Source organism: Stenotrophomonas sp. Ker107b (genome assembly GCF_053847245.1).
Genome location: NZ_JBSPHX010000004.1, coordinates 1 through 26,634 on the forward strand (window position 1 = coordinate 1; position 26,634 = coordinate 26,634).

Here is a 26,634-nt window from a genome sequence, read left to right on the forward strand (position 1 = left end):
AACCACGATGCAATGATGCCTCGCCGTTGACGTTGACGTTGACGATTGAACCGAACCCTGCTGCCCTGCCCCTTGCGGTGCGCCCGGCGCTTCACTAGCCTTCGCCGGTCTGTCACCACCCAAGGATGTGCCCGTGAACCACCGCCCGCTCCTGCTGGCCCTGGCAGTCAGTGCTGCCGCACTGACGCTGGCGGCCTGCCAGAAGGAACCGTCCCCCGCCGATGCACCGGCCACGGGCACCACCCAGTCCAAGGAAACCGCGGACCAGTTCATCGCCCGCGTCAACGCCGAGTACAAAGCCATGTACCCGGAAATGACCTCGGCCCAGTGGCTGTCCTCGACCTACATCAACGACGATTCCGAGCGCGTCGCGGCCAAGGCCAACGAACGCTGGCTCACCGTCCTCAACGGCTGGATCACCCAGGCCGGCCAGTACGACGGCCAGCCGATGAGCGAAGACACCAAGCGCCAGATCCACCTGCTCAAGCTGATGACCTCCATGCCCGCCCCGCGCGACCCGGCCAAGCTCTCCGAGCTGACCCGCATCGCCAGCCGCATGGAAGGCGCCTACGGCGCCGGCAAATACTGCACCGATGAAGCCAACCCCCAGACCTGCCGCCAGCTCGGCGATCTGGAACAGGTGCTCGCCCGTAGCCGCGACTACGACAAGCAGCTCGACGCCTGGCAGGGCTGGCACGGCACCACCAAGCCGATGCGCGCCGATTACGAGCGTTTCGTCAGCCTGGTCAATGAAGGCGCCAAGGAAATGGGCTTCGCCGACGCCGGCCAGATGTGGCGCAGCGGCTATGACATGCCCGCCGACCAGATCGGCCCGGAAACCGACCGCCTGTGGGACCAGGTCAAGCCGATGTACGAGCAGCTGCACTGCTATGCCCGCACCAAGCTGGACGGCACGTACGGCAAGGACAAGGCCGAGGTCAATGGCGGCCTGATCGCCGCGCACCTGACCGGCAACATGTGGCAGCAGGACTGGTCCAACCTGTGGGACCAGCTGGAGCCGTATCCCGGTGCCGGCAATCTGGACATCACCGCCGCACTGGAAAAGCAGTACCAGACCAACCTCAGTGGCGCACTGGCCAAGGCCGGCAGCGGCGCGAACGTGGAAGCGCTGTACAAGGCGCAGCGTGATGCCGAACTGCGCACCGCCAAGCAGATGACCGAGCGCGCGCAGGACTTCTATGTCTCGCTCGGCATGCCGGCGCTGCCGAAGTCGTACTGGGACAAGACCCAGTTCATCAAGCCGCTGGACCGTGATGTGGTCTGCCACGCCAGCGCGTGGGACATGAACATGGAAGGCGACGTGCGCACCAAGATGTGCATCAAGCCGAACGAAGAAAACTTCACCACGATCTACCACGAGCTGGGCCACATCTATTACGACCTGGCCTACAACCCGCTGCCGCCGTTGTTCCAGGGCGGTGCCAACGATGGATTCCATGAGGCGATCGGCGACACCATCGTGCTGGCGATGACCCCGCAGTACCTCAACTCGATCGGCCTGGTCGACGCCCCGCAGGAGAGCCGCGAGGCGACCATCAACGCGCAGATGCGCATGGCCCTGAGCGGCGTGTCGTTCCTGCCGTTCGGCCTGATGATCGACCGCTGGCGCTGGGGTGTGTTCGATGGCTCGATCACCCCGGACCATTACAACCAGGCGTGGTGGGACCTGAAGGCCAAGTACCAGGGTGTGGCGCCGGCCAGCGCACGCGGTGAGGAGTTCTTCGACGCCGGTGCCAAGTACCACGTGCCGGGCAACACCCCCTACACCCGTTACTTCCTGGCGCGCATCCTGCAGTTCCAGTTCTACAAGGGCCTGTGCGATGCCTCCGGCTACAAGGGCCCGCTGCACCAGTGCAGCTTCTACGGCAACAAGGAAGCCGGCCAGAAGTTCTGGGCGATGCTGAGCAAGGGCGCCAGCCAGCCGTGGCAGGCCACGCTGAAGGAAATCACCGGCGGCGACAAGCTCGATGCCGGCCCGATGATCGAGTACTTCACCCCGGTCAACGAATGGCTCAAGCAGCAGAACCAGGGCCAGATGTGTGGTTGGCAGGTACCGGCGGCCACCGCTGCGGCCCCGGCCGCACCGACGGCGCCCGCGGCACCGTAACCGGTTGGGCCGGGCCCTGCCCGGCCGCAGTCCGCAATGAAAAAAACCGGCCGAAAGGCCGGTTTTTTTGTCCGTGACGCTTTGGCCTGCGTCCGGCCTCGATGGGCCGGGAGCACGTGCAACCACGCGTGGCGTGGCGCTACGACTTGGGTTTCAGGGCAGCCGCCAGCTCGGTCTTGAACTGCTCGAAATCCATGCCATCGGCCTTGGCCTCGGCGTGCGCGGCATCCTTCAACGCATCCGAGTACACCAGCCGGACAGGAGTGCCCTGCCGCTCGTGCAGCTCGGCGGCCTGCATGATCAGGGCCAGTACCCGCGCCGCGCTGGGCGTCTGACCGGCAATGCGGCCATCCATCCCCAGCACCCATTCTCCGTCGCGGCGGACGATGCCGGCCAGCAGCGTACGCTGCTGATCGCGCAGCTCTGCGTGCGGCTCAACCGGCGGGGTGGCGGCCTGCTCGCGGTTGGCGGCCTGGGTTTCACGACGCCGGCGGATGTCGCGGCGCAGTTTGGAGGTGGTCGACATCAGGGACTTCCGGACTGCATGAAAGGGCAAAGGATACCGCACGGGTCCTGATGGTCCCGCCAGCTGCGTGGCCTACTCGATGGGCGTCAGTACTTCGCGGCGGCGCTCGCAATACCGCTCCCAGTACCAGAACGAGCCGCCCAGTGCGAAGAAGCCCATGTAGCCCAACGCCAGATGTACCGGACTGCTGCTGAGCATCGGCGAGACCACACCGGCCACGACGGTGTTGATCATCAGCTGGATGAACATCTGCATCGAGGACGCCAGGCCGCGCTGGTGCGGGTACATGTCCAGCACCGCCAGCGCCAGCACCGGGAAGATCAGCGCCATGCCCACGCCGCCCAGGAAGATCGGCATCACCGCCCACGGCAGCGCGATCTGCTGCACGGACAGCACGTAGGTGATGTTGAGCACGGCCGACACTGCGCACAGACCGAACCCGATCGCGATCTGCCGCTGCGGCAGGATCCGCCCGGCCATCCGCCCGGACAGGAACGAGCCCATCGTCATGCCGCCGATGGTCGGAATGAACAACCAGGCAAAACCGCCCTCGCCCAGCTTGAGGTGCTGCATCACCAGCACCGGCGCCGAGGCGATGTACAGGAAAATGCCGGAGAAATTCAGCGCACCGGCAGCCGAAAGCCGCAGCAGGCGCGCGTTGGAGCCCATGCGGGCATAGCTGCGCAGCAGTTCACGCATCGACAGTGGCGTGCGCGCCTCGACCGGGTGGGTTTCCGGCAGCCACTTGCCCGTGGCCAGCAGCAGGACCACGCCGAACAGCACCAGGAACCAGAAAATCAGCGGCCAGTCGCCGCCGCCGAGCAGGATCCAGCCACCGATGATCGGGGCGATCGCCGGGGCCACGCCGAAGATCATCGAGACCTGGCTCATCAAGCGCTGCGCGTCGGCACCGTGGTACAGATCGCGGATCACGGCGCGGCCGACGATCACACCCACACCGGCAGTCACGCCCTGCAGTGCGCGGAACACCAGCAACGTGGTCATGTCCCGCGACAGCGCACAGCCGATCGAGGCGCCGATGAACAACACCAGCCCGCCGATGATCACCCGCTTGCGGCCGAAGGCATCCGACAGCGGGCCGTGCGCCAGGCTCATCAGGCCATAGAACAGCAGGTAGACGCTGATGGTCTGCTGCACCGCGACCTGGTCCACCTGCATGCGCTCGCCCAGCAACAGGAAGGCCGGGAAAATGGTGTCGATCGAGAACGGACCGAACATCGCCAGGCCTGCAAGCAGCAGGGCCAGACGGCGGGTCGAAGGTGAGGCGGGCGTCATGCGGGCTTCCGTCAGCGGCCATGCGCACTGCACGGCGGGCGCCTGGCCCGGAACGGGCGGCGCCAGATGAATACGAGGATCCGTTGATCATAGGCCTTTGCCGACCCCGGCACCATGCCCGGCGGCGGTTTCCGGCGTCCATGCGCCCCCGTATTCAGGTGCCGGAAAGGCCCAGTGGGCCGAAGCGCTGGGCTATAATCGCCGGGCTACATGGTGGGAGAAGCGGACACCCGCTGCCGAAGGCGCAACGCCCGTAATCGCTCAGGCCCGATACCACCCGCATCAAAACTCTGGAGAGACCGGCGAGTGCCGGCGCCGAAGGGGCACGAAGTCCGCAGATGCGCGCTTCCAAACTCTCAGGCAAAAGGACAGAGGGGCACCCAGGAAGACCGCAAGGTCCGGTGGATCGCTGTCGCCCGCGACGCGCCCTGGCCCCGGCCGCCTTCCGAACGTGCGTGCCCACTCTCCGAGATGCCAGCCATGTCCCAGAACACCCCCTCCCTGCGCGAGCTTGAACACAGCCACGCGTTCGTCGAACGCCACATCGGCCCCAACGACGCTGAAATCGCGCAGATGCTCGACGTGGTCGGCCACGCCTCGCTGGACGCGCTGACCGATGCGATCGTCCCGGCCGGGATCAAATCGCCGGCACCGCTGGACCTGCCCGAGTCGCTGACCGAAGTGCAGGCACTGGCCAAAATCCGCGCCATCGCCGACAAGAACCAGGTGTTCCGCACCTTCATCGGCCAGGGCTACTACGGCACGCTCACCCCGAACGTCATCCTGCGCAACGTGCTGGAAAACCCGGCGTGGTACACCGCCTACACCCCGTACCAGGCCGAGATTTCGCAGGGCCGCATGGAAGCGCTGATCAACTTCCAGACGCTGTGCGCCGACCTCACGGGCATGGAGATCGCCAACGCCTCGCTGCTGGATGAAGCCACCGCCGCCGCCGAAGCGATGACGCTGGCCAAGCGCTCGGCCAAGTCGAAGTCCGATACGTTCTTCGTGCACGACGCCGTGCACCCGCAGACGCTGGAACTGCTGCGCACCCGCGCCGAGCCGATGGGCATCGTGCTGCGCGTGGGAACCCCGGCCGAGGCGATGGAAGCCGAAGCCTACGGCGTGCTGCTGCAGTACCCGGATACCTTCGGCCATATCGGCGACTACAAGGCGCTGGCCGATGCCGTGCACGCGCGCGGTGGCCTGGTCGCCGTGGCCACCGATCTGCTGGCGCTGACCCTGATCGCAGCCCCCGGCGAATGGGGCGCGGACATCGTGGTCGGCAACTCGCAGCGCTTCGGCGTGCCGTTCGGCTTCGGTGGCCCGCATGCCGCCTTCATGGCCTGCCGCGATGCCTACAAGCGCTCGATGCCGGGCCGCCTGATCGGCGTCTCTGTCGACGCGCAGGGCAACGCTGCCTACCGCTTGACGCTGCAGACCCGCGAGCAGCACATCCGCCGCGAGAAGGCGACCTCCAACATCTGTACCGCCCAGGTGCTGCTGGCGGTGATGGCCTCGATGTACGCCGTGTACCACGGCCCGGAAGGCCTGACCCGCATCGCCCGTCGCACCCACCGTCTGGCCGCGATCCTGGCCGCCGCACTGCGCGGCGCCGGCGTCAACGTGGGCGAGCACTTCTTCGACACCCTGCACGTCAAGGATGTGGACGCCAAGGCGATCCACGCCAAGGCGGCGGCGGCGCGCATCAACCTGCGTGCGATCGACAGCGATGCGGTCGGCATCAGCCTGGACGAAACCGCGACCCGCGCCGACATCGTCGCGCTCGGCCAGCTGTTCGGTGCCACGGTCGACGTGGATGCACTGGATGCGGCCACCGCCGATGCGTTGCCGGCCGATCTGGTGCGCACCAGCGACTTCCTGACCCACCCGGTGTTCAACACCCACCACAGCGAACACGAACTGCTGCGTTACCTGCGCTCGCTGGCGGACAAGGACCTGGCGATGGATCGCACCATGATCCCGCTGGGCAGCTGCACCATGAAGCTCAACGCCACCGCCGAGATGATCCCGGTGACCTGGCCGGAATTCGCCAATATCCATCCGCTGGCCCCGGCCGATCAGGCCACCGGCTACAAGGAACTGATCGACGGCCTGGAAGCGATGCTGGTCGAGTGCACCGGCTATGACGCGGTCAGCCTGCAGCCGAACTCCGGCGCGCAGGGCGAGTACGCCGGCCTGCTGGCGATCCGCGCCTACCACCGCTCGCGCGGCGAAGGCCATCGCGACGTCTGCCTGATCCCGGATTCGGCGCACGGCACCAACCCGGCCTCGGCCCAGATGTGCGGCATGAAGGTCGTGGTGACCAAGACCGATGCCAACGGCAACGTCGACCTGGACGACATCCGCATCAACGCGGAGAAGTACAGCGACCGCCTGGCCGCGCTGATGATCACCTACCCGTCCACGCACGGCGTGTTCGAGGAAGAAGTGGTGGAGATCTGCGAGATCGTGCACCAGCACGGTGGCCAGGTGTACACCGACGGCGCCAACATGAACGCCCTGGTGGGCGTGGCCAAGCCCGGCAAGTGGGGCTCGGACGTGTCGCACCTGAACCTGCACAAGACCTTCTGCATCCCGCACGGCGGCGGCGGCCCGGGCGTCGGCCCGTGTGCGGTCAAGTCGCACCTCGCCCCGTTCCTGCCGAAGGTGCTGGGCGGCGAAGGCGATGTCGGCATGGTCAGCGCGGCCAGCTTCGGCAGCGCCTCGATCCTGCCGATCAGCTGGATGTACATCACGCTGATGGGCACCGCCGGCCTGCGCAAGGCAACCCAGGTGGCCCTGCTCAACGCCAACTACATCGCCAAGCGCCTGGCCCCGCACTTCAAGACCCTGTATACCGGCCGCAACGGCCTGGTGGCGCACGAGTGCATCCTGGACGTGCGACCGCTGGAGAAGACCTCCGGCATCGGCGCCGAAGACGTGGCCAAGCGTCTGATCGATTTCGGCTTCCACGCCCCGACGTTGAGCTTCCCGGTCGCCGGCACGCTGATGGTGGAACCGACCGAGAGCGAATCGCTGCACGAACTGGACCGTTTCATCAACGCGATGATCCAGATCCGCGAGGAAATCGCCGCGATCGAAGACGGCCGTCTGGACCGCGAGGACAACCCGCTCAAGCACGCCCCGCACACCGCCACGGCGGTCTCGGCCAGCGAGTGGGCCCACGCCTACCCGCGTGAGCTGGCGGCCTTCCCGCTGGCCAGCCTGCGCCAGCAGAAGTATTGGCCGCCGGTGGCGCGCGTGGACAACGTCTACGGCGACAAGAACGTGATGTGCGCCTGCATCCCGGTCGATGCGTACAAGGAAGACGAGGGCGTGGAGGTCTAAGCCTCTCTGCCCTGATGCAACAGCAGACGGCCCGCGCAAGCGGGCCGTTTTTGTTATGGGCTGCTGCCGACTCCCCGACTCCCCGACTCCCCGACTCCCCGACTCCCCGCCTCCCGGCTCCTGCGCGCCGTGGAGGAGAGCCGCCTTTGGATTCTGCCGGCTGGGCGGGGGTGTGTGGGTTCGCGGGACTCGCCGTGAATCCGTCCATGGAGGCTCATGTCGCGCCATCCATGGCGCTCATGGTCCCGCCAACCCACACACCCCCGCCCTCGACAGTTTGTCGGCCGCCCATGAAAAAACAAACGCAGATGCCCTGCGGCGGAGATGAGCGTCAGTACGTCATGCCGTCGTCGCGTCGCGTTGTAGTCAATCACCTGGGCATCAGCATCAGCATCAGCAACTGCATTGGCGTTGGCGTTGGCGTTGGCGTTGAACATCGAGCACTGTGCGTCGTGCATCGAGCACTGAGCATTGAGCTGAGCGCTGAGTATCTAGATTCGAGAAGTGAGCAGCGCAGCACCAGCTCGGCAGCGTTCTGCGTTCTGCGTTCTGCTTTTGACTTCCCATTGCCCACCAGCCCCCTGTCAAAGGGTGGGCACGGGTGGGTTGGCGGGACCGTATGCCGCCATGGATGGCGGCATACGAGCTTACATGGACGTACTTGCAGCGGGTCCCGACAACCCACCCGTGCCCGCCCAGGCAAGCGGAGTCACGAACCTGCGGCTGTTGGCTATTGGCTGCTGGCTGTTAGCAGTTGGCAATCAGCTACCCCGACCAGCACGCACCCGGCGCGCAATCTCACTGCTCGCCGCTATCACCGCCGTCAGCGCCGCCATCGACAGGAACTGCAACCGCGTATGCGCCTCGGACAACAGCAGACCGAAAATCAACGCCAACACCCCCAACCCGATCACCGTCAGATACGGATACCCCGCCATCCGGAACGGCAACCGCGTCCCATCCCGGTTCGCCCGATGGCGCAGAATCAACTGCGACAACAACGAAATCGTCCACACCAACAGACACGTCGAACCCACGATGTTGAGCAGCACCGGCAACACCTTGTCCGGGAACACCAGCTCCATCACCGTCGCCGCAAAACCGAACAGCACACTGGCCAGCACCGCGATGATCGGCACCTGGCGCGGATCGGTCCAGCCCAGCACCGCCGGCGCCTCACGACGCTGCGCCAGCGAGTACATCATCCGCGACGCGCCGTAGAGATTCGCATTGAGCGCCGACAGCAGCGCGATCACCGCGATCAGCGTGATCGCCGTCGCCGCGCCCGGAATCTTGGCCGCTTCCAGCACGGCAGCGAACGGCGACTTCAGCGCCTCGCTGGTCCACGGCACCACCGCGATGATCACGCTCAGCGAGCCGATGTAGAACACCAGGATGCGCCACGCCACGGTACGGATCGCGCGGGCGATGCTGCGCTCGGGATCTTCGGTCTCGGCCGCAGCCACCGCCACGATCTCGGTACCCCCGAAGGCGAACACCACCACCAGCAGCGCCGCGCCGATCCCGGCCAGGCCCTTGGGCATGAAGCCACCGTGCTCGGTGAAGTTGCGCAGGCCCGGCGAGGCCACGTCCGGCAGCCAGCCCATCAGCAGGGCCACGCCGATCAGGATGAAGCCGATGATCGCAGCCACTTTGAGGATCGCGAACCAGAATTCGAACTCGCCGAAGTTCTTCACTCCGAGCAGGTTGATCGCCGTGAAGAACAGCATGAAGGCCAGCGCGGCCATCGGGACCGGGATCGCCGGCCAGACCGTCGCCAGCAGCCCAGCGGCCCCCACTGCCTCGGCGGCGATGACGATCACCAGCTGTACCCACCACAGCCAGCCGACCGTGGCACCGGCGGTGGCACCCATGGCGTCGGCGGCGTAGACCGAGAACGCGCCGCTGGTCGGCTTGGCCGCGGCCATTTCGCCAAGCGCGTTCATCACGATGATCACCAGCGCGCCGGCGACCAGATACGACAGCAGCACCGCCGGTCCGGCGGCCTGGACGCCCACCCCGGAGCCGAGGAACAGGCCAGCGCCGATCGCGCTGCCCAGGCCCATCATGATCAGCTGGCGGGGCTTGAGCGCGTGCCCGAGGCGGGTATCGGCGGGCGGAGTGGCAGGAGCCGGAGTCTGGGATGCGGGCATCGGAATCGATTGGCGGGCAACAAGTGCGACACCATACCCTGTCGGCCGCGCGACGGCATAGGCCACAAGCCCCACCCCGGCTCAGGCGGCCGCGCGCTCGCTGATCTGGGCGCGGTAGGCGCGTGGCGACAGCCCGACCTCGGCCTTGAACTTGCGGGTGAACGCGCTCTGGTCGGTGAAGCCGCAGGCCTGGCCGATGCTGGCGATGCTGTCCGGGCCATGCAGCAGATGCACCGCCATCTGGATGCGCAGCCGGGTCAGCACCTGCTGCGGGGTCATCTGGAACACCTTGCGGAAGGTGCGCTCCAGTTTGGACAGCGAGAACCCGGTGATGTCCAGCAGGGTCTGCATGCGCACGTTCTCGGCGTAATGCGCATTCAGATGCGCCAGCGCGAGGCGAAGCTGTTCGTACTGCGTGCCCAGGCTGTCCTTCTGGCCCAGATCGCGCGAGATCCCGATCAGCCCGCGGATCTGCCCGTCCACCACCAGCGGCCGCTTGCAGGTCAGGCACCAGCCCGGCTCGCGGTTGGCGAACAGATGCAGCTCCATCAGGTTCTCGATGACCTTGCCGGCCAGCACCTGCTCGTCCTGGGTGGCGTAATCGGCGCCCAGCCCGGTCGGGTAGATCTCCGCTGCGGTGCGCCCGATCACGTCCTTGCGGGATTTCAGCCCCAGCCGACGCAGCATGGTCTGGTTGATGTGCGTATAGCGCCCGTCGCAGTCCTTCATGAAGAACAGGACGTCCGGGATCGCATCAAACAGGGCTTCGATGTCGGCAGGTTCAACGCGCATGCGGCGGGGAAAGACAGAAGGACACGCGATCAAGGATACCCGCCCGGGCGCCGTCGACCCAGCGCCGAAGCGCCGCATGTGAAGCGCGGGTGCAAGCGGTGCCGCCTTTTCGCACCCTCGATTAACGCCCCGGCCGCCAGTGTGAAGCGATCCCCCTTCCCGCCAGCTCCCGGAGTCGCCTCATGGCCGCCAGCAAGAAAAGCACGAAGAATGCCCCTGCACCCGCCGTCGATGTCCGTGGCGAAGGGGATGAACTGCACCAGCGCGCGGGCAACGGCCATCCTGTGCTGACCACCAACCAGGGCATCCCGGTCGGTGACAACCAGAACTCGCTGCGCGCCACGCCGCGCGGGCCGACGCTGCTGGAAGACTTCATCCTGCGCGAGAAGATCACCCACTTCGATCATGAGCGCATCCCCGAGCGCATCGTGCATGCGCGAGGAAGCGCCGCCCATGGCTACTTCGAGCTGACCCGCTCGCTCGGCGAGTACACCCGCGCCCGTATCCTCAGTGAAGTCGGCGTGCGCACGCCGCTGTTCACCCGTTTCTCCACCGTGGCTGGCGGCGCCGGTTCGGTGGATACCCCGCGCGATGTGCGCGGCTTCGCGGTCAAGTTCTACACCAAGGAAGGCAACTGGGATCTGGTCGGCAACAACATCCCGGTGTTCTTCATCCAGGACGCGATCAAGTTCCCCGACCTGATCCATGCGGTGAAGATGGAGCCGGACCGTGCCTTCCCGCAGGCGGCGAGCGCGCACGACACCTTCTGGGATTTCGTCTCGCTGATGCCCGAGTCGATGCACATGATCATGTGGGCGATGAGCGACCGCACGATCCCGCGCTCGCTGCGCACCATCGAGGGGTTCGGCATCCACAGCTTCCGGCTGATCAACGATGCCGGCGAATCGACGTTCGTCAAATTTCATTGGCGACCGAAGCTGGGCATCCAGTCCACGGTGTGGGACGAGGCGGTCAAGCTGCAGAGCGCGGACAATGACTTCCACCGCCGCGATCTGTTCGAGGCGATCACCGCCGGCGACTTCCCCGAGTGGGAACTGGCCGTGCAGCTGTTCACTGAAGAACAGGCCGAGGCGTTCCCGTTCGATCACCTGGATTCGACCAAGATCATTCCCGAGTCGCTGGTGCCGCTGACCGTGATCGGGCGCATGGTGCTGGACCGCTGGCCGGACAACTTCTTCGCCGAGACCGAGCAGGTCGCCTACTGCCCGGCCAACGTGCCGCCGGGCATCGACTTCAGCAACGATCCGCTGCTGCAGGGTCGCCTGTTCTCGTATCTGGATACCCAGCTCAGCCGACTGGGCGGGCCGAATTTCCACCAGATCCCGGTCAACGCGCCCAAGTGCCCGTTCGCCAACCACCAGCGCGACGGCCACATGCAGATGAACATCCCGAAGGGACGGGTCGCCTACGATCCGAGTTCGCTGCAGGGCGACAGCCCGCGTGAGAGTGCCGACGGCTTCCCCAGTCACGCCACCGCCCCGGATGACGGCCGCAAGGGGCGCGTTCGCGCGGAGAGCTTCGCCGATCACTACAGCCAGGCCCGCATGTTCTTCCGCAGCCTGGAGGCGCCGGAGCAGGCGCATCTGGCCTCGGCGCTGGTGTTCGAGCTCTCCAAGGTGGAGACGGTCAAGGTGCGCGAGCGCACCGTGAGTCACCTGCGCAACATCGACGATGCACTGGCCAAGCGCGTGGCCGACGGTCTGGCGATGCCCGCGCTGCCCGAGCCGGCGGCCACGCAGACCCCGGCACAGGATTTCCCGAAGGCGCCGGAAGTGCGCATCATCGGCCGCACCAAAGACCTGCTCAAAGGCCGCTGCATTGGCATCCTGTTCGACGAAGGCTCCGACGCGGCCTTGATCGCCAACCTGCGCAAGGCGGCCGACAAGGCCGGGGCGAGCGTCAAGCTGGTCGCGCCCAAGATCGGTGGCGCCAAGCTCAGCGACGGCAAGACGCTGGCCGCCGATGGTCAGCTGGCGGGCACGCCCTCGGTGGTGTTCGATGCGGTCGCCGTGGTGCTCAGCAATGATGCTGCCAAGAAGCTGAGCAAGGAATCGGCCGCGATCGATTTTGTCAGCGACGCCTGGGCCCATCTGAAGGCGATCGCTGCCGATGACGGTGCACAGGCGCTGCTGAAGATTGCCCGGGTCGGCAACGATGCCGGCGTGGTCGAGGCGGAGGACGCCAAGGCCTTCCTGGCTGCGGCGGCCACCCGCCAGTGGGCGCGTGAACCCAAGGTGCGCACGCTCGCCTGAGCCGTGCGCGGTGCGCCGTGCTGATCTAGCGCGGCGCGGGTGGCGCCGGGGCCTGTTTGGGCACCGGCGCAGGCTTCACGGGGACGGCCATCGACTGCAGCCGACGGATCGAGCCGATCGGCACGGCTTCGGCACGCCGCTGCGCCGGCCACCACAGGAACACGAATGCGCTGCTGGAGCCCAGCAGCTTCGCAGTGCCGGGCAAGGTGGCGCTATCACCGTTGAGCATCACCTGGACCGGCGTGCCTCCGTTGCCATCCCGGATGGCTTCGGCCTTGTTCAACGCATACAGTGCGGCGCCGATGGCCATGAAGCAGACCACCCCCATGCACATGCCGGTCAGGGGGCGCAGCCCGGAAAACTCCCAGTTCATCCACGGCGATTCGGAGAACAGCATCCGCCATCCCCAATGCCGCGCACGCAGGCGTGCCACTTTGGCCGGGTTGCGCCGCCGCAGTGTTTCCGGCCAACCCAGCAGCACCGCCAGCAGTGCGCCCAGCAGCAGGATCAGCACATAGGCTGGATCGCGCAGACCGGCGACCAGGAAGTCGCTGACCTGCAGGTAATCGAGAATCGACAGCCGGAACTTGAAGTAGAAGAAATAGCTCGACCACAGCCCCAGCGCGGACAGGAACACGTAGCCCGCACTCACCATCAATGCCGGTTCCTGGCGCAGCAGGCGCCAGATCACCGCGACCATCGAGTCTTCGTTGCCATGCGTGACCGGCAGCAACGACCAGTCGGTCGGCGTCTGATCCGCCGCTGATGTCTGCGACTCGCCGCCAGCGGCCGTCGCGATGCCCTCGTCCCTGTTCCCCATTCGCCCCTCCCCGTTCAGCAGAGCATCGCGCACTTTGACGGTGGACGGAAGCGGGCGTGGCAGTGGGCGGATGGGGTGCGAGGACCGCCCCGCTTCAGTGCACGCTGAAACTGGCCACCGTGGCGTGCTCGGTTCCCTCGATGCGCAGGTCGATGGCGAAGCGGTCGCACAGCCGGTGCACGATCGCCAGGCCAAGGCCGAAGCCGGCACTGCCTTCGCCTTTGGCGAAAGGCCGCACGATCGTGTCAGGGTCACCGGCCGGGGCGGTGTTGCGGATGCGCAGGCGTCCGGCCGCGACATCGATGTGCACCGCCCCCTCCCGCGTGTGCGCGAACGCATTGCCGACCAGGTTGGCCAGCACCATGTGCAGCACCGGCCCGGGTACCGCCAGGCGAACGTCACCGGGTACATCGACCCGCACCTTGACCGGCTTGCCCTCCAGCAGCGCGGCCTGCTCGACCACCACCTGTTCCAGCACCGGCAGCACCGCCAGCGGCCGCGCATCCTGTTCAACGCTCTCTTCGCGGGCCAGGGTGAGCAGGGTGATCACGGTCTGTTCGAGCTGACGCGCCGAGTGCTGCACATGCGCCAGCTGCAGCCGTCCGGCCACGGACAGCCCCGGTTCGTTGGCCAGCTGTTCGGTCGCGCTGCGGATCACCGCCAGCGGCGTGCGCAGCTCATGACTCGCATCCCGGGTAAAGGCATGTTCGCGGGCAACAAAGGCGCGCACCCGCCCGGTCAGGTTGTCCACCCCCCGCGCAAGGACGCCGATTTCATCATCGGGGAAGTCGCGCGCGAACCCGACGGGCAGTCGATCCGGTGCCATCCCATCGACCAGTGCGGCCAGTCTGGACAAGGGACGCGTGGTGCGTCGTGCCAGCCACGCACCGGCCAGCACGGCAACGACCACCACGGCCAGCCCGGACCAGGCCAACAGACCCAGAATCTGGCGGCGCATCGGCCGCACCACCAGCTGCTGGCTGACCTCGGCGACCAGCCATCCGGGTGTACCGGCGCCGCCCGGTTGCAGCGCGCGCAGGTGATAGTGCCGTCCCTGCGTACCGGCGAACTCGTGGCGCCATGGCTCGGCATCGAACGCGGTTTTCAGATCGGCCGGGAACGTGGCACTGCTCTCGTGCACGGTCATGAACGCGTTGCGCGGCGACGACCAGCTGCCACCCGCGGCCCGCTGATCCAGCTGCTGCTGCGCTTCCTGTTCGAGCATCGCATCGAAGAAGCGATCCTCCACGCTGTACACGAACACCGCCACGTACAGGCCGAACAGGCTGGCCACCGCCAGTGCGAACACCGCGAAGGCCAGCATCAACCGGTTGCGAAGGCGATGCACACGGGTCGTCATGCGTCGGCCTCCAGCTTGAAGCCGACATCGTGCACGGTCTTGAGCATGGGCCGATCGAACGGTTTGTCCAGGACCTGGCGCAGCAAGTACAGGTGCGAGCGCAGCGGGTCCGATGGTGGCGCCTCATCGCCCCACAGACGACGGATCAGCTCGCTGCGGGTCACCGTGCGCGGCCATGCCTCGGCCAGCAGCACCAGCAGGCGATACGCGGTCTGCGGCAGCCCAAGCACTTGGCCGCGGCGAGTCGCGCTGCCGCTGCGGCGATCGATATCCAGCGAGCCGATGCGCAGCACGTAACCCTCGCGCCGCTCATGCCGGTGCGCCAGCGCCAGGCACCGCGCCAGCAGCTCCTCACCGGCGAACGGCTTGACCAGATAGTCATCGGCACCGGCCTGGAAGCCGACCAGCTTGTCGGCCAACGTGTCGCGCGCGGTCAGCATCAGGATCGGGATGTGGCGGTCGGCCTGCTCGCGCAGATGGCTGCACACGCGCAGGCCATCCATGCCCGGCAGGGTCAGGTCCAGCACCAGCACGTCCGGCGGCTCGTCCAGCGCCATCTGCAGCCCGCTGAGCCCATCGGCGGCGAAGGCCACGCGATGGCCGCGCGCCTCCAGCAGCGTGGCCATGCCGGCGCGCAGCGCCGGGTTGTCCTCGATGACCAGGATGTGCAGGCCGTCATGCATGGCGTCAGCCTTCGATCGTGTCCTTGAGCTGCTTAGCTTCGGCCATGTCGGGGTGCGTTTCCAGCAGTGTGCCGAGCACGCTGCGCGCCTGTTCCACCTCGCCCAGCCGCCAGTGCGCCTGCGCGATGCCCAGCGGCAGCTGCGGCTCGCTCATGTACGGCGCCGCCAGCTGCATGATCGCCAGGGCGTCACGCACGGCCGCATCGTCCTGCGCGGCCTGCAGCTGGTAGTAGCCGAGCACGCCGATCAACTGGTCGTGATAGCCGGTGCGGTTGCTGGCCAGCTCGCGCTCGACCGCGTCGCCCTCGCCGTCGAGCAGGCGCTGCACCAGCGCCATGCTGGCTTCATCGCGCCAAGGGGTGCGGGCGACCGGGGCGCGACCGGTGGCGCGCACGATCGCTTCGGCGACCGCCGGCGTGGAGTACGGGTTCTGCCCCGTGATCAGACGCCCGTCCACCACCAGCTTGGGCATCATCAGCGGCGCCTGCTCCCAGCGCGCACCGCGCTCGCGCAGCGCGGTTTCCAGCAGGAACGGGAATTCCTTGGCCCAGCGCTTGCCGAACACGCCCTCCTCCGCATTGGTGAAGCCGGTCATGCGGCGCCCGGCGACCAGCAGTGATCCGTCCGCCAGCCGCACATCCACCAGCGCTGCCGGGCCGTGACAGACGGCCGCGACCACGCCGCCTTGATCGTGCAGTGTGCCCAGCACCGTGCGCAGCGCGGCATCAGCGGGCAGATCGAACATCGCGCCCTTGCCGCCAACCACGTAGACCGCCGCATAGTCGGCCGCACGCAGGGTCGCGGTGGCGCGGGTATCGGCGAGCAACGCGGTCGCCGCCGGATCGGCCAGCACGCGCGCGTTGAAGGGCTCCTTCGGGTCGAACTTGTCGGCTTCCACCGGCCCGCCGCGCGGGCTGGCGACCTGCACGGCCAGGCCGTTGTCGCGGAAGATCAGGTAGGCCTGGGCGAACTCGTCCATCTCGAACCCGGGGCGGGTCTTGCCGTGATCGCGGCCTTCGCCGCTGACGACGATCAGCACCGTATCGGACGCCGCGGGGCGGGCATGCAGTGCGGGGACAGCCAGCAGCAAGGTCAGAACGGCACCGGTGCGGCGCAGCAGGGACAGCATCATGGGAGCACTCCTTGGGAAGTGAGCTCAGCCTGCCGCGCGGATGTGAAGCAGATTTCAAGCGGTCGCCTGCGTGCACGCAGCTGAACAACCCGACCGCCTGGCGCCGTGTCGATGGCTCCATCGGCCCGAAGATGCGAAAATCCCTCCCCCTCCAGGGCAGGCCCCGCGCCAGCCGATTCCCGAGATACCGTGAAGACCCCCCAAGGCTTGCAGGCGCTGATCGACGACGGCGTGATCGATGAAGTGCTCCGCCCGCTCAAGAGCGGCAAGGAAGCAGCGGTATACGTGGTCCGCAGCGGCGACGATGTGCGCTGCGCGAAGGTCTACAAGGACATGGCCCAACGCAGCTTCCAGCAGCGCGTGCAGTACCAGGAAGGCCGCAAGGTCCGTGGCAGCCGCGAAGCGCGCGCCGTGGGCAAGGCCAGCAACTACGGCCGCAAGCAGCAGGAAGCGGCCTGGAAGAACACCGAGGTCGATGCGCTGTACCAGCTGCGCGATGCCGGCGTGCGCGTGCCCGAGCCGTATGGCTACTTCCACGGCGTGCTGGTGATGGAGCTGGTCACCGATGCCGAAGGTTATTCCGCCGCGCGCCTGGGCGAGGTCGAGCTCAGCCCGGAACAGGCACGCGAGTTCCACCAGATCCTGGTCCGCCAGGTGGTGCGCATGCTGTGCTGCGGCCTGATCCACGGCGATCTGTCGCCGTACAACGTGCTGGTTGGCCCGGAAGGCCCGGTGGTGATCGATTTTCCGCAGGTGGTCAGTGCCGCGGGCAACAATGCCGCACGCACGATGCTGCTGCGCGACGTCAACAACCTTACCGCGTACCTGGGCCGCTGGGCGCCGGAGCTGCTGGAGACCTGGTACGGCGAGGAGATGTGGGCGCTGTTCGAGGCTGGCGATCTGCTGCCGGACAGCGTGCTGACCGGTGAATTCGAGCAGGATGAGAGCACCATCGATCTGGATGGCGTCCGCCATGCCATCAACGATGCGCGCGAAGAAGCACTGATCCGCCAGCAGGGTCGCGAAGCAGCGGAAGAGAACGAGGACTGAGCGGGCGCGCCGCTGCGTCGGCCAGCCGGATCGGTATGAAAAAGCCCCGCCGAAGCGGGGCTTTTCTGTATTACTCAGCGCACACGTGTCGTCATGCTGCCTGCAATGCCGCCGGGCGACGCAGGCTTGCCACGCTGTTGTCCAGCTTGAACACCGCCACCGATTCGGTCAGTGCATACGCCTGTTCTTCCAGCGCGCGGCTGGCAGCGGTGGCTTCTTCCACCAGCGCCGCGTTCTGCTGGGTCACCTGGTCCATCTGCACGACCACCTGGTTGACCTGCTCGATGCCGGCAGCCTGTTCCTTGGTCGCGGCGGCGATGTCGCTCATCAGCTGATTGGTGCGCGAGCTGGCCTGGGTCAGGCGGGCGATCGCCGCCTCGGACTGCACGGTCACGCTCAGCCCGGTCTTGACCTTGCTGCTGGACTCGTCGATCAGGTCCTTGATCTCCTTGGCCGCCGTACCGGCACGCTGCGCCAGGGTGCGCACTTCGGTCGCCACGACCGCGAAGCCGCGCCCGTTCTCACCGGCACGGGCCGCTTCCACCGCCGCGTTCAAGGCCAGGATGTTGGTCTGGAACGCGATGCCATCGATCACCGAGGAGATCTCGGAGATGCGCGCCGAGGACTGGTCGATCTCGCTCATGACGGCTGCCATCTGCGCGATGGCCTGCTCGGTTGCCTTGACCGCGGCACCGGCCGCATGGGCTTCATGGTCGGCCTGGTTGGCCAGCTCGGCGTTCTGGCGGACCGTGGAGGTCAGCTCTTCCATCGAGGCAGCGGCCTCTTCCAGATTGGCCGCCTGCTGCTCGGTGCGGCGCGACAGATCGCTATGGCCTGCGGCCAGTTCCTGTGCGGCATCGTTGATGCTGCCGGCTGCCCCCTGGATCTGCTGCACGATGCCGGTCAGCTGGACAGCGGTTACCGTGGCATCGTCGCGCATCTGCGCGAACACACCCTCGTAGTGGCCGTCCATGCGCGAGGTCAGATCGCCGGTGGAGATCGCACGCAGCACCTGCGACAGGTCGGCGATGCTGCTCTGCGAGCTGGCCATCATCCCGTTCAACTGGGCGACCATCGCGCGGAACTGGAACTGGAAGCTCTGCTCGGTACCACGCACCGAGAAATCACCGGCGCGCGCAGCCGACGCCAGCGTCTCGATCTGCTGGTTGATCGCCATCAGGCTGTCCTTGACGGTCGCCATGGTGGTGGTCAGCACGGCCTTTTCGCCGGGATAGGTGTCCAGATCGCGGCTCAGGTCGCCGATCGCATAGCGCTGCATCACCTCGACCATGTGGAACTCCACGGCCACGTGTGACCCGACCAGCTCATTGGTGGCGCGGATCATGCGCCCGAAATCGCCGGGGAAGGCGGCTTCGTCCATGCGGTAGCTGATGGCGCCGGCTTCATGCTGGCGGGCCATGTCCAGCTGCGCAGTGATCGCGCCCTGGACGGTCTGGCGGACCGTGGCCATGGCGTTGCCCAACTGGGTGATCTCGTCGCGGCCGCCCAAGCGGAAGTCCTGCTCCAGGTCACCCTTGGCCATGCGGGTCGCCAGACCGACGGCGCGGGCCAGCGGGCCGGTCAGGCTGCGTCCGATCAGGATCGAGGCCGTGATGCCGACCACCAGCGCGATCGCGCCCAGCACCAACAACTGCAGGAAGGTGCGCTCACCCAGCCGGATCGCTTCGGCGGCGGCCTCGCGGCTCTGCTTTTCTTCATAGTCCACGCCATCGCCCAGCGCCTTGTTCCAGGCATTGGCGGCTTCCTGCACGGCGCCCAGGGTCAACGCAGTGGCAGACGCAAAATCCCCCTGCTTGAGCTGCTCGCTCATCTGCTTGTTGAGCGGGCGCGCCACCGCGCGGGCCGCCGCGATGGCGTCGCCGATCGCTTTGTCTTCGGCGCTGGTGGGCAACGCCTGGTAGGCGGCCCAGCTGGCTTCATAACGCTTCACCAGATCGGCGATGCGCACTTCGTCATCAGCCAAACGGTCGCCCTGGCGGATCAGCATCTCACGCCGCACCACCATCATCTGGTTGTTGGCATCGAGCATGTCCGACAGCATCCGGACCTTGGCCACATTGACCTCGACCACCTGCTGCATCGACTGTTTCTGTTCCGCGCTGCCGGTTGCGCCGATGGCGACGACCGCAGCCACCAGCAGCAACAACAGGCCGAAGCCCAGGCCAAGCCGCCAGACAACGCTGACGTTCCGCAAATAATCCATGACAACTTCCAAACGTGGGGGGTGCACTGGTATCGGCCTTCCCTGGGCGGCCTTGATCCGTGGGCGTGTTGACGGGTGAATGGGTTCACGTAGTGGACACATTGGCCGGGCCGGTGCCCACACTCAGCCGCGCGTCAGGCTTTTCACGGCCGCTGCGCATGCCCGGCAGGCATGGTGGAAGCACGTCTCTCCTGGAATCGCCGATGACCCTTCGCCTGCACCAGATCGCCCGCCTGTCCGCCCTCGCCCTGGCGCTGGCCGCCCCTGTCTGGGCGGTCGCCCAGACAGCACCTTCCGCGGCACCGGCGACCGCCACGGCCGACACGCCGCTGGCCACCGGGCCGCGCTCGGACCTGCATGCCCAGGTGCTGCTGGACCGCGCGCACTTCTCTCCAGGGCAGATCGATGGCGAAGTGGGTTCCAACCAGAGGCGCGCCGTGTCCGGTTTCCAGGCCGCACGCGGGATCAAGGTGACCGGTGAGCTGGACGATGCGACCTGGAAGGCCCTGCAGCCGGACAGTGCCCCGCCGCTGGTGCGCTACACGCTGACCGCCGAGGATGTTGCCGGCCCGTTCCAGCCCGTGCCGAAGGGGCCGGCCGAACAGGCCAAGCTGACATCGCTGGGCTTCGGCTCGGTGGAAGAAGCACTGGGCGAACGCTTCCACGCCTCACCCGACCTGCTGAAGACGCTCAATCCCGGTGTGGACCTGGGCAAGGCCGGCAGCGTGATCCAGGTGCCGAACATCGCGGTCACGCCGCTGGCCAAGGCCAGCAAGCTGGTGATCGACAAATCCGGCTCGACGCTGCGGCTGTTCGATGCCGACGGCAAGGTGTATGCGCAGTTCCCAGTGTCCTCGGGCAGCAAACATGACCCGTTGCCGATCGGCAAGTGGAAGATCCTCGGCATCTCGCGCGATCCGACCTTCCACTACAACCCCAAGCTGTTCTGGGACGCCAAGGCCAGCGACAGCAAGGCGGTGCTGCCGCCGGGCCCGAACAATCCGGTCGGCGTGGTCTGGATCGACATTTCCAAGCCACATTACGGCCTGCACGGCACACCCGAGCCTGGCCACGTGGGCAAGACCGAGTCGCATGGCTGTGTGCGCCTGACCAATTGGGATGCGCTGCAGGTGGCCGATGCGGTGGATGCCTCCGTGCCCGTCGTGATGCAGGAGTAAGCGCATGAAGACCCTGCGACTGCTGGCGGTGGGCCTGGTGATCGGTGTGGTCGGCTATTGGTTGCTGGGGCCAGGACCCTCGGCCCGCCTCGGCGCCGCCGAACCGGCCAAGGTGGGATCGGCCACGAGTTCCACCCGTGCCGGACTCGACGCACCGCCGCCGCCATCCCCCCCGGCCCGCGCACCCGCACCGATCCCGACCACGCCCCTGCCGCCCGCGCCTGATGCGGGCGGTGTCGCACCGCCCCCTGCGGATGCCACCGGCGCCCTGTTGCTGCCGGTGCAGGGCATCCGTGCGGACCAGTTGCAGGACACCTTCACCGATGCGCGCAGCGAGGGCCGCGTGCACGATGCCATCGACATCCTGGCGCCGAACGGCACGCCGGTGCTGGCCGTCGCCGACGGCACCGTCGAGAAACTGTTCGACAGCGTGCGCGGCGGTCTCACCGTGTACCAGTTCGAACCGAGCGGTCGGTACTGCTATTACTACGCCCATCTGGACCGCTACGCCGACGGTCTGGCGGAGAAAAAGACGGTCAAGCGTGGTGAGGTGATCGGCTACGTCGGCAGCACGGGCAATGCCAGCCCGGAAGCGCCCCATCTGCATTTCGAGATCCATGTACTGGGCCCGGAAAAGCAGTGGTGGACGGGCGAATCGATCAACCCCTATCCGGTGCTGACCGGCCGGCAGGCGCTCTGATCAACGCGGGCTGGCTGTTGCATCCCGGATCGCCCGTGCCAGTTCCCAGGCACGGCCGCGCAATGCGTCCAGACGCTCATTGAGTTCACCCGCGTCCGCTCGCCACTGGAAGTGGCCATTGCTGTAGCCCTGCCCGAGCGCGAGATCGTTGAACGACCCCATTCCGCCATAGGCGCGCAGCAGGCTCTCCGGCGCGCTTTGATCGCCCTGCTCAAGCTGGATGATGACCCGCTGCATCCAATCGGCCCAGTGGTTTTCGCCGTCGCCGCGCAACAGCGCTTCCAGCTCGGTGACCACCGCATGCAGTGCGCGGTTCGCGTTGCTCATGCGCGACCCCGCGCTATCTCCAGATTCCATACCGGCCCGTGTGACTATTGTGAGGCTGCCCAGCATGCCATGCGCGGCGGGGCACGAGCACTGCGGTCAGCTGACCCCGATCAACCAGTAAAACTACTGGCGCGAATGCGGAAAAATGCCGTTGTCCTGGTCACCCGCCGAGCGGACACTGACCGCTGACGGCATGCCTCACTATTCGCACCGCTCTGGAGAAGACCGTGATGATGCTCGCACCTCGCGTTGCCCTGCTCCTTCTGTCTGGCGTTGGCGCAACAGGCACCGCCGTCGCGCAGGACCTGCCCGCCACCGCACCGGACCGCTTCGCAATGCTGGATCGCAATGGCGATGGCAAGGTCAGCCGTGATGAGTACGACGGTGACGCGTTCTTCCGTCTGGTCGATGCGGATCACAACTACCGTGTGAGCGTCGATGAAGTGCAGGCGGTGCTCGGTCCGCAGCGTGATGGCGAGTTCTCGGCAGCAGAATGGGTGCGCATTGCCGATCAGAACGGCGACGGCGAGCTGAGTGCCGAGGAAATGCGCCGCTCGTCAGAGATGCGTTTCCAGAGCATGGATGCCAACCACGATGAGACTCTGGAACTGTCGGAACTGCAGATGGGCATCGGCCGGCGCTGACGCGGGCACGGGCGGGGCAACGAAAAAGCCCCGCTTGCGCGGGGCTTTTTCTTACTGCTCCACACAATGCCGGGCATGCCCCGGCACTACGCGCCTGATCAGGCGAACGGATCCTGCAGGACCATGGTGTGGTCGCGGTCCGGGCCAGTCGAGACGATACTCACCGGGCAGCCGGCCAGCTCTTCCAGCGCGCGCAGGTAAGCGCGGGCGGCCGGCGGCAGGTCGTCCCAATTGGTGATGCCGTGGGTGTTCTCGGTCCAGCCCGGGAACTCCAGGTACACCGGCGTGCATTCTTCCCAGCCCTGCGCGTCCAGCGGCGCGTACTCGGTACGCTTGCCGCGATATTCGTACGCGATGCAGACCTTCAGCTTTTCCATGCCGTCGAGCACGTCCAGCTTGGTGATGCACAGGCCGCTGATGCCATTGATGGCCACGGCGCGCTTGAGTGCGACGATGTCCATCCAGCCGCAGCGACGCGGGCGGCCGGTCGAGGCGCCGTACTCGGCACCGCGGTCGCGGATGCCCTGGCCGACTTCATCGTCCAGCTCGGTCGGGAACGGGCCACCGCCGACGCGGGTCGCGTAGGCCTTGGCGATACCCAGCACGTAGTCGATCGCATCGGCGCCGACGCCGGCACCGGCCAATGCGCCACCGACGGTGGTGTTGGAGCTGGTGACGTACGGGTAGGTGCCGTGATCGATGTCCAGCAGGGCGCCCTGGGCGCCTTCGAACAGCACGCGCTTACCCTGCTTGCGCAGGTCGTGCAGGATGCCGGCAACGTCGGACTTCATCGGCTCGACGTATTCGCCGAAGGCCAGCGCTTCGTCGTAGGTCTTCTGGAAGTCGACCGCGTCGGTCTTGAGGTAATTGGTCAGCACGAAGTTGTGGTAATCCAGCGCGGTGCGCAGGAGTTCTTCCAGCTGGGCCGGGTAATGCAGGTCGGCGATGCGGATACCGCGACGCGCCACCTTGTCTTCATACGCCGGGCCGATGCCACGGCCGGTGGTGCCGATCGCCTTGCCGCCGGCAGCGCGTTCGCGCGCCTGGTCCAGGGCGATGTGGTACGGCATGATCAGCGGCGCGGCCGGGGAGATCTTCAGGCGCGAACGCACTTCCACGCCGGAGGTTTCCAGCTCGGCGATTTCCTTCTGCAGCGCGGCCGGCGAGATCACCACGCCGTTGCCGATCAGGCACAGCGCGTCTTCACGCAGGATGCCCGACGGAATCAGGTGCAGCACGGTCTTCTTGCCATTGATGACCAGCGTGTGGCCGGCATTGTGGCCGCCCTGGAAGCGCACGACAGCGCCGATTTCCTCGGTGAGCAGATCGACGATCTTGCCCTTGCCTTCATCGCCCCACTGGGCACCCAACACGACAACTGACTGACCCATGACGGGTAACTCCTGGTTTTTGTGCGGCCATCGGGGCCGCGGGTTTGGGACCCTGCCGGGGTGGCCGCTCAGCGCGGGGTGGCGGGCTCCAGCGGGGAGCGCGCCGACGCTGGGGTACCCAGACACGGAAAAAGCCGGACGAGTGACTCTGAAACAGAGTGCCCGTCCGGCTTTTGTGCATTATCCGGGTTTCCGGTGGCCGCTGCCACCCCGGGGGCCGGTGGACTTCACCAGCCGGTCAGAACCGCCGCGGCAGGTGCCGGCCACTGGCCGGCACTACCAGCCAGCGCATGGCGGTAACCCGCTCAGTGCTTGAGCCACCACAGGGTGGTCAGGCCCGCCAGCAGGATCACCCCGCCCCAGGTGCGCAGGGCGCTGCTGCGCAGCATCAGCAGCTGCTCGGCCATCCGCTTCCAGGCCAGCGGGGCGGCGAACAGGAACAGGCCTTCGAGCACGGCGACCAGGCACAGGGCCGAGAACAGATCTTTCATGACATCTCCACAAACAAAACGGGGACCCGGTCTGCACCGGGTCCCCGTGGATGACTACCGCCTGCGGCCTCAGCGATCGCTCTTGAGGTACTGCAGGAACGGGTCGTTCTTGTCGAGCACGATCACGCCATTGCCGTCGGTCATGGAGCCACGGTAGGCCTCCAGGCTGCGGTAGAAGGCGTAGAACGAGGGGTCGGCCGAGCCGGCCTTGCCGTAGATGCGGGCGGCATCGGCATCGCCGGCACCGCGCAGCTGCTGGGCATCGCGCTCGGCTTCGGCCACGATCACGGTGCTCTCGCGGTCGGCCTGGGCACGGATGGTCAGCGACTGCTCTTCACCCTCGGCGCGCAGCTTGGCCGCTTCCTGCTTACGCTGGGCGCGCATGCGCTCGTACACATCGTTGATCACCTGGCTGTCGGTCGGCAGGTCGATCTGCTTGATGCGCAGGTCGATGATCTGCATGCCGAGCGCCTTGACCGACTCGTTGATGCCGGTCAGCTGGTTGGCGATCAGTTCGCTGCGATCCCCGGACACCAGCTGCTGCAACGAACGCGAGTTGATCTGGTTGCGCAGCGAGTCGGTGATGATCGGGGCCAGACGGGCATTGGCCACGCGGGCATCGCCGCCGGTCGCACGGAAGTACGCGCGCACGTCGGAGATGTAACCGATGGCGAAGAAGTCGACGCTGACGTCCTTCTGCTCGGCGGTGAAGTAACGCGCCGGGGCGGTATCGAGCACCTGGAAACGGCGATCGAACACGCGCACCGTTTCCACCAGCGGCACCTTGAAGTGCAGGCCCGGCTTGATGTCCGCACGGACCACCTTGCCCAGGTTCAGCACCATCGCGGTCTGGTCCTCACGGACCACGTAAACCGAACCCAGCAGGCCGAGCAGGACCGCTACGGCCAGACCAATCCACAGTGAACTTCTCATCGGCTGCCCTCCTCACGACCGGTCGGGCGCGTCGTCGGACGCTCCGCATTGCGAACGCCATCCACGGCCGTGCTGGCAGGCAGCGACGGCAGCATGACTTCCGGGGTCACCGCCGGAGCGGCATTGGTGCTGGTGCGGTTGTCGCCCGGCATCGGCACGTAGATCAGCTGGCGGCCATCGCCACCGATGATCTTGCGGTTCTCCGAGAGCACCTTCTGCACCGTTTCCAGCCACAGGCGCTTGCGCGTGACTTCCGGGGCGTCCTTGTACTGGACCTGCAGCAGGCTGAAGCGCTCGGCATCACCCTCGGCCTTGGCGACCACGGCCTGCTTGTAGCCTTCGGCGGTGGTACGGGCCCGTGAGGCCTGGCCGCGCGCTTCGGGAACCACCTTGGCGGCGTAGGCCTGGGCTTCGTTGATCAGCCGCTCCTTGACCTGCTGGGCACCGTTGACCTCATCGAAGGCCGGCTTGACCTCCTCGGGCGGACGGGCATCGGGCAGGGTCAGGCCGGTCACCGACAGACCGGTGCGGTAGCTGCCGAGCGAGGCCTGCAGGCGCTCTTCGGCGGCCACGGCCAGCGGGCCGCGGTTGTTCAGCACGTTGTTGAGGTCGGCACGACCGACCTGCTCACGCACCGCGCTCTGCGCGGTCTGTTCCAGCACCTGGTCGGCATCGACCGAGCCGAACAGGTACAGGCGCGGATCGTCGATGCGGTACTGGACGTTGAGCGAGACGTTGACGATGTTCTCGTCGCGGGTCAGGACCGGCACCTGGCTGCTGAACGTCTTGATCTCGGTGGCATTGACCTTGGTCACCGATTCCAGCGGCCAGGGCAGCTTGAAGTTCGGGCCAGGCTGCAGGATGCGATGGAATTGACCGAAGCGCAGCACGACGCCGCGCTGCTGTTCGCCGATCAGCTGGAAGCTGGAGAACAGCAGCAGCAACACCGCAGCCACTGCAACCCAGCGCAGGATGCCGCCATCGAACAGGTCTTTCAGCGGACCGGGCAAACCGCCCCAACCGCCGCCATTGCCGCCACCGCGAGGACCGAACGGCCCACGTCGATTCTCGTCGGGGCCTTGTCCGCCCTTGTTGCCGCCGGGTGTATTCCAGGCCATGCACGCTCCATCAAGGTAAGGTTGCCTGCGGGCCACTCCCGCACCGTCAACCGTTAAAACGTTG

21 protein-coding genes and 1 riboswitch are annotated in these 26,634 nt (G+C 66.8%); of the genes, 7 read left to right on the plus strand and 14 right to left on the minus strand.

The features are described from left to right. Nucleotides 1-133: 133 nt before the first annotated feature. A complete protein-coding gene (locus ACWV8V_RS17325) occupies nt 134-2,128 on the plus strand; it encodes a M2 family metallopeptidase (protein WP_455900313.1) in 1,995 nt (664 codons plus the stop codon). 139 nt (nt 2,129-2,267) lie between these two features. Here ACWV8V_RS17325 and ACWV8V_RS17330 read toward each other — a convergent pair whose 3' ends face one another. After that, nucleotides 2,268-2,654, minus strand: coding sequence for a hypothetical protein (locus ACWV8V_RS17330; protein ID WP_259259515.1), 387 nt, complete (start codon nt 2,652-2,654; stop codon nt 2,268-2,270). A gap of 72 nt (nt 2,655-2,726) precedes the next feature. After that, nucleotides 2,727-3,950, minus strand: a complete 1,224-nt coding sequence (locus ACWV8V_RS17335) for a multidrug effflux MFS transporter (protein WP_123730504.1) — start codon at nt 3,948-3,950, stop codon at nt 2,727-2,729. A gap of 280 nt (nt 3,951-4,230) precedes the next feature. After that, nucleotides 4,231-4,332, plus strand: a riboswitch (glycine riboswitch). An 89-nt stretch (nt 4,333-4,421) separates the two neighbouring features. Between ACWV8V_RS17335 and gcvP the strand changes: the two genes are divergently transcribed. Continuing rightward, nucleotides 4,422-7,301 carry an aminomethyl-transferring glycine dehydrogenase gene (gene gcvP, locus ACWV8V_RS17340; RefSeq protein WP_259259513.1) on the plus strand — a complete coding sequence of 960 codons (2,880 nt, stop codon included), beginning with the start codon at nt 4,422-4,424 and terminating at the stop codon, nt 7,299-7,301. Nucleotides 7,302-8,062: 761 nt separating this feature from the next. On the opposite strand, the gene ACWV8V_RS17345 is transcribed toward gcvP, so the two are convergent. Together ACWV8V_RS17345 and ACWV8V_RS17350 are read right to left on the minus strand one after the other, a co-directional pair. Then, nucleotides 8,063-9,454, minus strand: coding sequence for an amino acid permease (locus tag ACWV8V_RS17345; protein WP_455900314.1), 1,392 nt, complete (start codon nt 9,452-9,454; stop codon nt 8,063-8,065). 81 nt (nt 9,455-9,535) lie between these two features. After that, nucleotides 9,536-10,246: an AraC family transcriptional regulator gene (locus ACWV8V_RS17350; RefSeq protein ID WP_123730501.1), complete on the minus strand. Its 711-nt coding sequence runs from the start codon at nt 10,244-10,246 to the stop codon at nt 9,536-9,538. A 182-nt stretch (nt 10,247-10,428) separates the two neighbouring features. Between ACWV8V_RS17350 and ACWV8V_RS17355 the strand changes: the two genes are divergently transcribed. Beyond that, entirely contained in the window at nt 10,429-12,519 is a 2,091-nt protein-coding gene (locus ACWV8V_RS17355) for a catalase (protein WP_455900315.1), read from the plus strand. A 25-nt stretch (nt 12,520-12,544) separates the two neighbouring features. Here the strand turns inward: ACWV8V_RS17355 and ACWV8V_RS17360 are convergent, their stop codons facing one another. The 4 genes from ACWV8V_RS17360 to ACWV8V_RS17375 all read right to left on the minus strand — a co-directional run bounded on the left by ACWV8V_RS17360 (nt 12,545) and on the right by ACWV8V_RS17375 (nt 16,514). Next, nucleotides 12,545-13,339, minus strand: coding sequence for a hypothetical protein (locus ACWV8V_RS17360; RefSeq protein WP_259259510.1), 795 nt, complete (start codon nt 13,337-13,339; stop codon nt 12,545-12,547). Nucleotides 13,340-13,433: 94 nt separating this feature from the next. Beyond that, complete coding sequence (locus ACWV8V_RS17365; protein WP_455900316.1) at nt 13,434-14,699, minus strand: sensor histidine kinase; 1,266 nt, start codon at nt 14,697-14,699, stop codon at nt 13,434-13,436. Continuing rightward, nucleotides 14,696-15,382, minus strand: a complete 687-nt coding sequence (locus tag ACWV8V_RS17370; RefSeq protein WP_455900317.1) for a response regulator transcription factor — start codon at nt 15,380-15,382, stop codon at nt 14,696-14,698. Before ACWV8V_RS17370 ends, ACWV8V_RS17365 begins: the two co-directional genes overlap by 4 nt. A 4-nt stretch (nt 15,383-15,386) precedes the next feature. Further along, nucleotides 15,387-16,514 (minus strand): DJ-1/PfpI family protein, encoded by a 1,128-nt coding sequence (locus tag ACWV8V_RS17375; RefSeq protein ID WP_455900318.1) that lies wholly within the window; start codon nt 16,512-16,514, stop codon nt 15,387-15,389. 189 nt (nt 16,515-16,703) lie between these two features. Here ACWV8V_RS17375 and ACWV8V_RS17380 point away from each other — a divergent pair, with 189 nt between their 5' ends. Next, nucleotides 16,704-17,564 (plus strand): PA4780 family RIO1-like protein kinase, encoded by an 861-nt coding sequence (locus ACWV8V_RS17380; RefSeq protein WP_123730495.1) that lies wholly within the window; start codon nt 16,704-16,706, stop codon nt 17,562-17,564. Between the two features lie 91 nt (nt 17,565-17,655). Here the strand turns inward: ACWV8V_RS17380 and ACWV8V_RS17385 are convergent, their stop codons facing one another. Continuing rightward, nucleotides 17,656-19,788: a methyl-accepting chemotaxis protein gene (locus tag ACWV8V_RS17385; RefSeq protein ID WP_455900319.1), complete on the minus strand. Its 2,133-nt coding sequence runs from the start codon at nt 19,786-19,788 to the stop codon at nt 17,656-17,658. 233 nt (nt 19,789-20,021) lie between these two features. Here ACWV8V_RS17385 and ACWV8V_RS17390 point away from each other — a divergent pair, with 233 nt between their 5' ends. Both ACWV8V_RS17390 and ACWV8V_RS17395 read left to right on the plus strand, forming a co-directional pair. Next, nucleotides 20,022-20,966: a L,D-transpeptidase family protein gene (locus ACWV8V_RS17390; protein WP_429000513.1), complete on the plus strand. Its 945-nt coding sequence runs from the start codon at nt 20,022-20,024 to the stop codon at nt 20,964-20,966. A 4-nt stretch (nt 20,967-20,970) separates the two neighbouring features. Further along, nucleotides 20,971-21,666 carry a M23 family metallopeptidase gene (locus ACWV8V_RS17395; RefSeq protein ID WP_455900320.1) on the plus strand — a complete coding sequence of 232 codons (696 nt, stop codon included), beginning with the start codon at nt 20,971-20,973 and terminating at the stop codon, nt 21,664-21,666. Here ACWV8V_RS17395 and ACWV8V_RS17400 read toward each other — a convergent pair whose 3' ends face one another. Continuing rightward, nucleotides 21,667-21,993: a DUF6966 domain-containing protein gene (locus tag ACWV8V_RS17400; protein WP_259259503.1), complete on the minus strand. Its 327-nt coding sequence runs from the start codon at nt 21,991-21,993 to the stop codon at nt 21,667-21,669. Between the two features lie 230 nt (nt 21,994-22,223). On the opposite strand from ACWV8V_RS17400, the gene ACWV8V_RS17405 reads away from it, so the two are divergent. Next, on the plus strand, nt 22,224-22,637 hold the full coding sequence (locus tag ACWV8V_RS17405; protein ID WP_455900321.1) for an EF-hand domain-containing protein: 414 nt from the start codon (nt 22,224-22,226) through the stop codon (nt 22,635-22,637). Between the two features lie 98 nt (nt 22,638-22,735). Here ACWV8V_RS17405 and ACWV8V_RS17410 read toward each other — a convergent pair whose 3' ends face one another. The 4 genes from ACWV8V_RS17410 to hflK form a co-directional block, all read right to left on the minus strand. Continuing rightward, nucleotides 22,736-24,028, minus strand: coding sequence for an adenylosuccinate synthase (locus ACWV8V_RS17410; protein WP_088432983.1), 1,293 nt, complete (start codon nt 24,026-24,028; stop codon nt 22,736-22,738). A gap of 305 nt (nt 24,029-24,333) precedes the next feature. Next, nucleotides 24,334-24,519 carry a DUF2065 domain-containing protein gene (locus ACWV8V_RS17415; protein WP_121038863.1) on the minus strand — a complete coding sequence of 62 codons (186 nt, stop codon included), beginning with the start codon at nt 24,517-24,519 and terminating at the stop codon, nt 24,334-24,336. A gap of 69 nt (nt 24,520-24,588) precedes the next feature. Then, entirely contained in the window at nt 24,589-25,452 is an 864-nt protein-coding gene (gene hflC / locus ACWV8V_RS17420) for a protease modulator HflC (RefSeq protein ID WP_019186091.1), read from the minus strand. Next, entirely contained in the window at nt 25,449-26,570 is a 1,122-nt protein-coding gene (hflK, locus tag ACWV8V_RS17425; protein WP_259259501.1) for an FtsH protease activity modulator HflK, read from the minus strand. Before hflK ends, hflC begins: the two co-directional genes overlap by 4 nt. Nucleotides 26,571-26,634: the final 64 nt, after the last annotated feature.

Bases quoted from the DNA above. Each gene is read 5' to 3' on its own strand.
- ACWV8V_RS17415 (WP_121038863.1), bottom strand. From the start codon at position 24,519: ATGAAAGATCTGTTCTCGGCCCTGTGCCTGGTCGCCGTGCTCGAAGGC.
- ACWV8V_RS17335 (WP_123730504.1), bottom strand. From the start codon at position 3,950: ATGACGCCCGCCTCACCTTCGACCCGCCGTCTGGCCCTGCTGCTTGCA.
- ACWV8V_RS17385 (WP_455900319.1), bottom strand. From the start codon at position 19,788: ATGGATTATTTGCGGAACGTCAGCGTTGTCTGGCGGCTTGGCCTGGGC.
- gcvP (WP_259259513.1), top strand. From the start codon at position 4,422: ATGCCAGCCATGTCCCAGAACACCCCCTCCCTGCGCGAGCTTGAACAC.
- hflC (WP_019186091.1), bottom strand. From the start codon at position 25,452: ATGAGAAGTTCACTGTGGATTGGTCTGGCCGTAGCGGTCCTGCTCGGC.
- ACWV8V_RS17405 (WP_455900321.1), top strand. From the start codon at position 22,224: ATGATGCTCGCACCTCGCGTTGCCCTGCTCCTTCTGTCTGGCGTTGGC.
- ACWV8V_RS17355 (WP_455900315.1), top strand. From the start codon at position 10,429: ATGGCCGCCAGCAAGAAAAGCACGAAGAATGCCCCTGCACCCGCCGTC.
- ACWV8V_RS17395 (WP_455900320.1), top strand. From the start codon at position 20,971: ATGAAGACCCTGCGACTGCTGGCGGTGGGCCTGGTGATCGGTGTGGTC.
- ACWV8V_RS17410 (WP_088432983.1), bottom strand. From the start codon at position 24,028: ATGGGTCAGTCAGTTGTCGTGTTGGGTGCCCAGTGGGGCGATGAAGGC.
- ACWV8V_RS17350 (WP_123730501.1), bottom strand. From the start codon at position 10,246: ATGCGCGTTGAACCTGCCGACATCGAAGCCCTGTTTGATGCGATCCCG.
- ACWV8V_RS17375 (WP_455900318.1), bottom strand. From the start codon at position 16,514: ATGATGCTGTCCCTGCTGCGCCGCACCGGTGCCGTTCTGACCTTGCTG.
- ACWV8V_RS17365 (WP_455900316.1), bottom strand. From the start codon at position 14,699: ATGACGACCCGTGTGCATCGCCTTCGCAACCGGTTGATGCTGGCCTTC.
- ACWV8V_RS17360 (WP_259259510.1), bottom strand. From the start codon at position 13,339: ATGGGGAACAGGGACGAGGGCATCGCGACGGCCGCTGGCGGCGAGTCG.
- hflK (WP_259259501.1), bottom strand. From the start codon at position 26,570: ATGGCCTGGAATACACCCGGCGGCAACAAGGGCGGACAAGGCCCCGAC.
- ACWV8V_RS17400 (WP_259259503.1), bottom strand. From the start codon at position 21,993: ATGAGCAACGCGAACCGCGCACTGCATGCGGTGGTCACCGAGCTGGAA.
- ACWV8V_RS17370 (WP_455900317.1), bottom strand. From the start codon at position 15,382: ATGCATGACGGCCTGCACATCCTGGTCATCGAGGACAACCCGGCGCTG.
- ACWV8V_RS17330 (WP_259259515.1), bottom strand. From the start codon at position 2,654: ATGTCGACCACCTCCAAACTGCGCCGCGACATCCGCCGGCGTCGTGAA.
- ACWV8V_RS17345 (WP_455900314.1), bottom strand. From the start codon at position 9,454: ATGCCCGCATCCCAGACTCCGGCTCCTGCCACTCCGCCCGCCGATACC.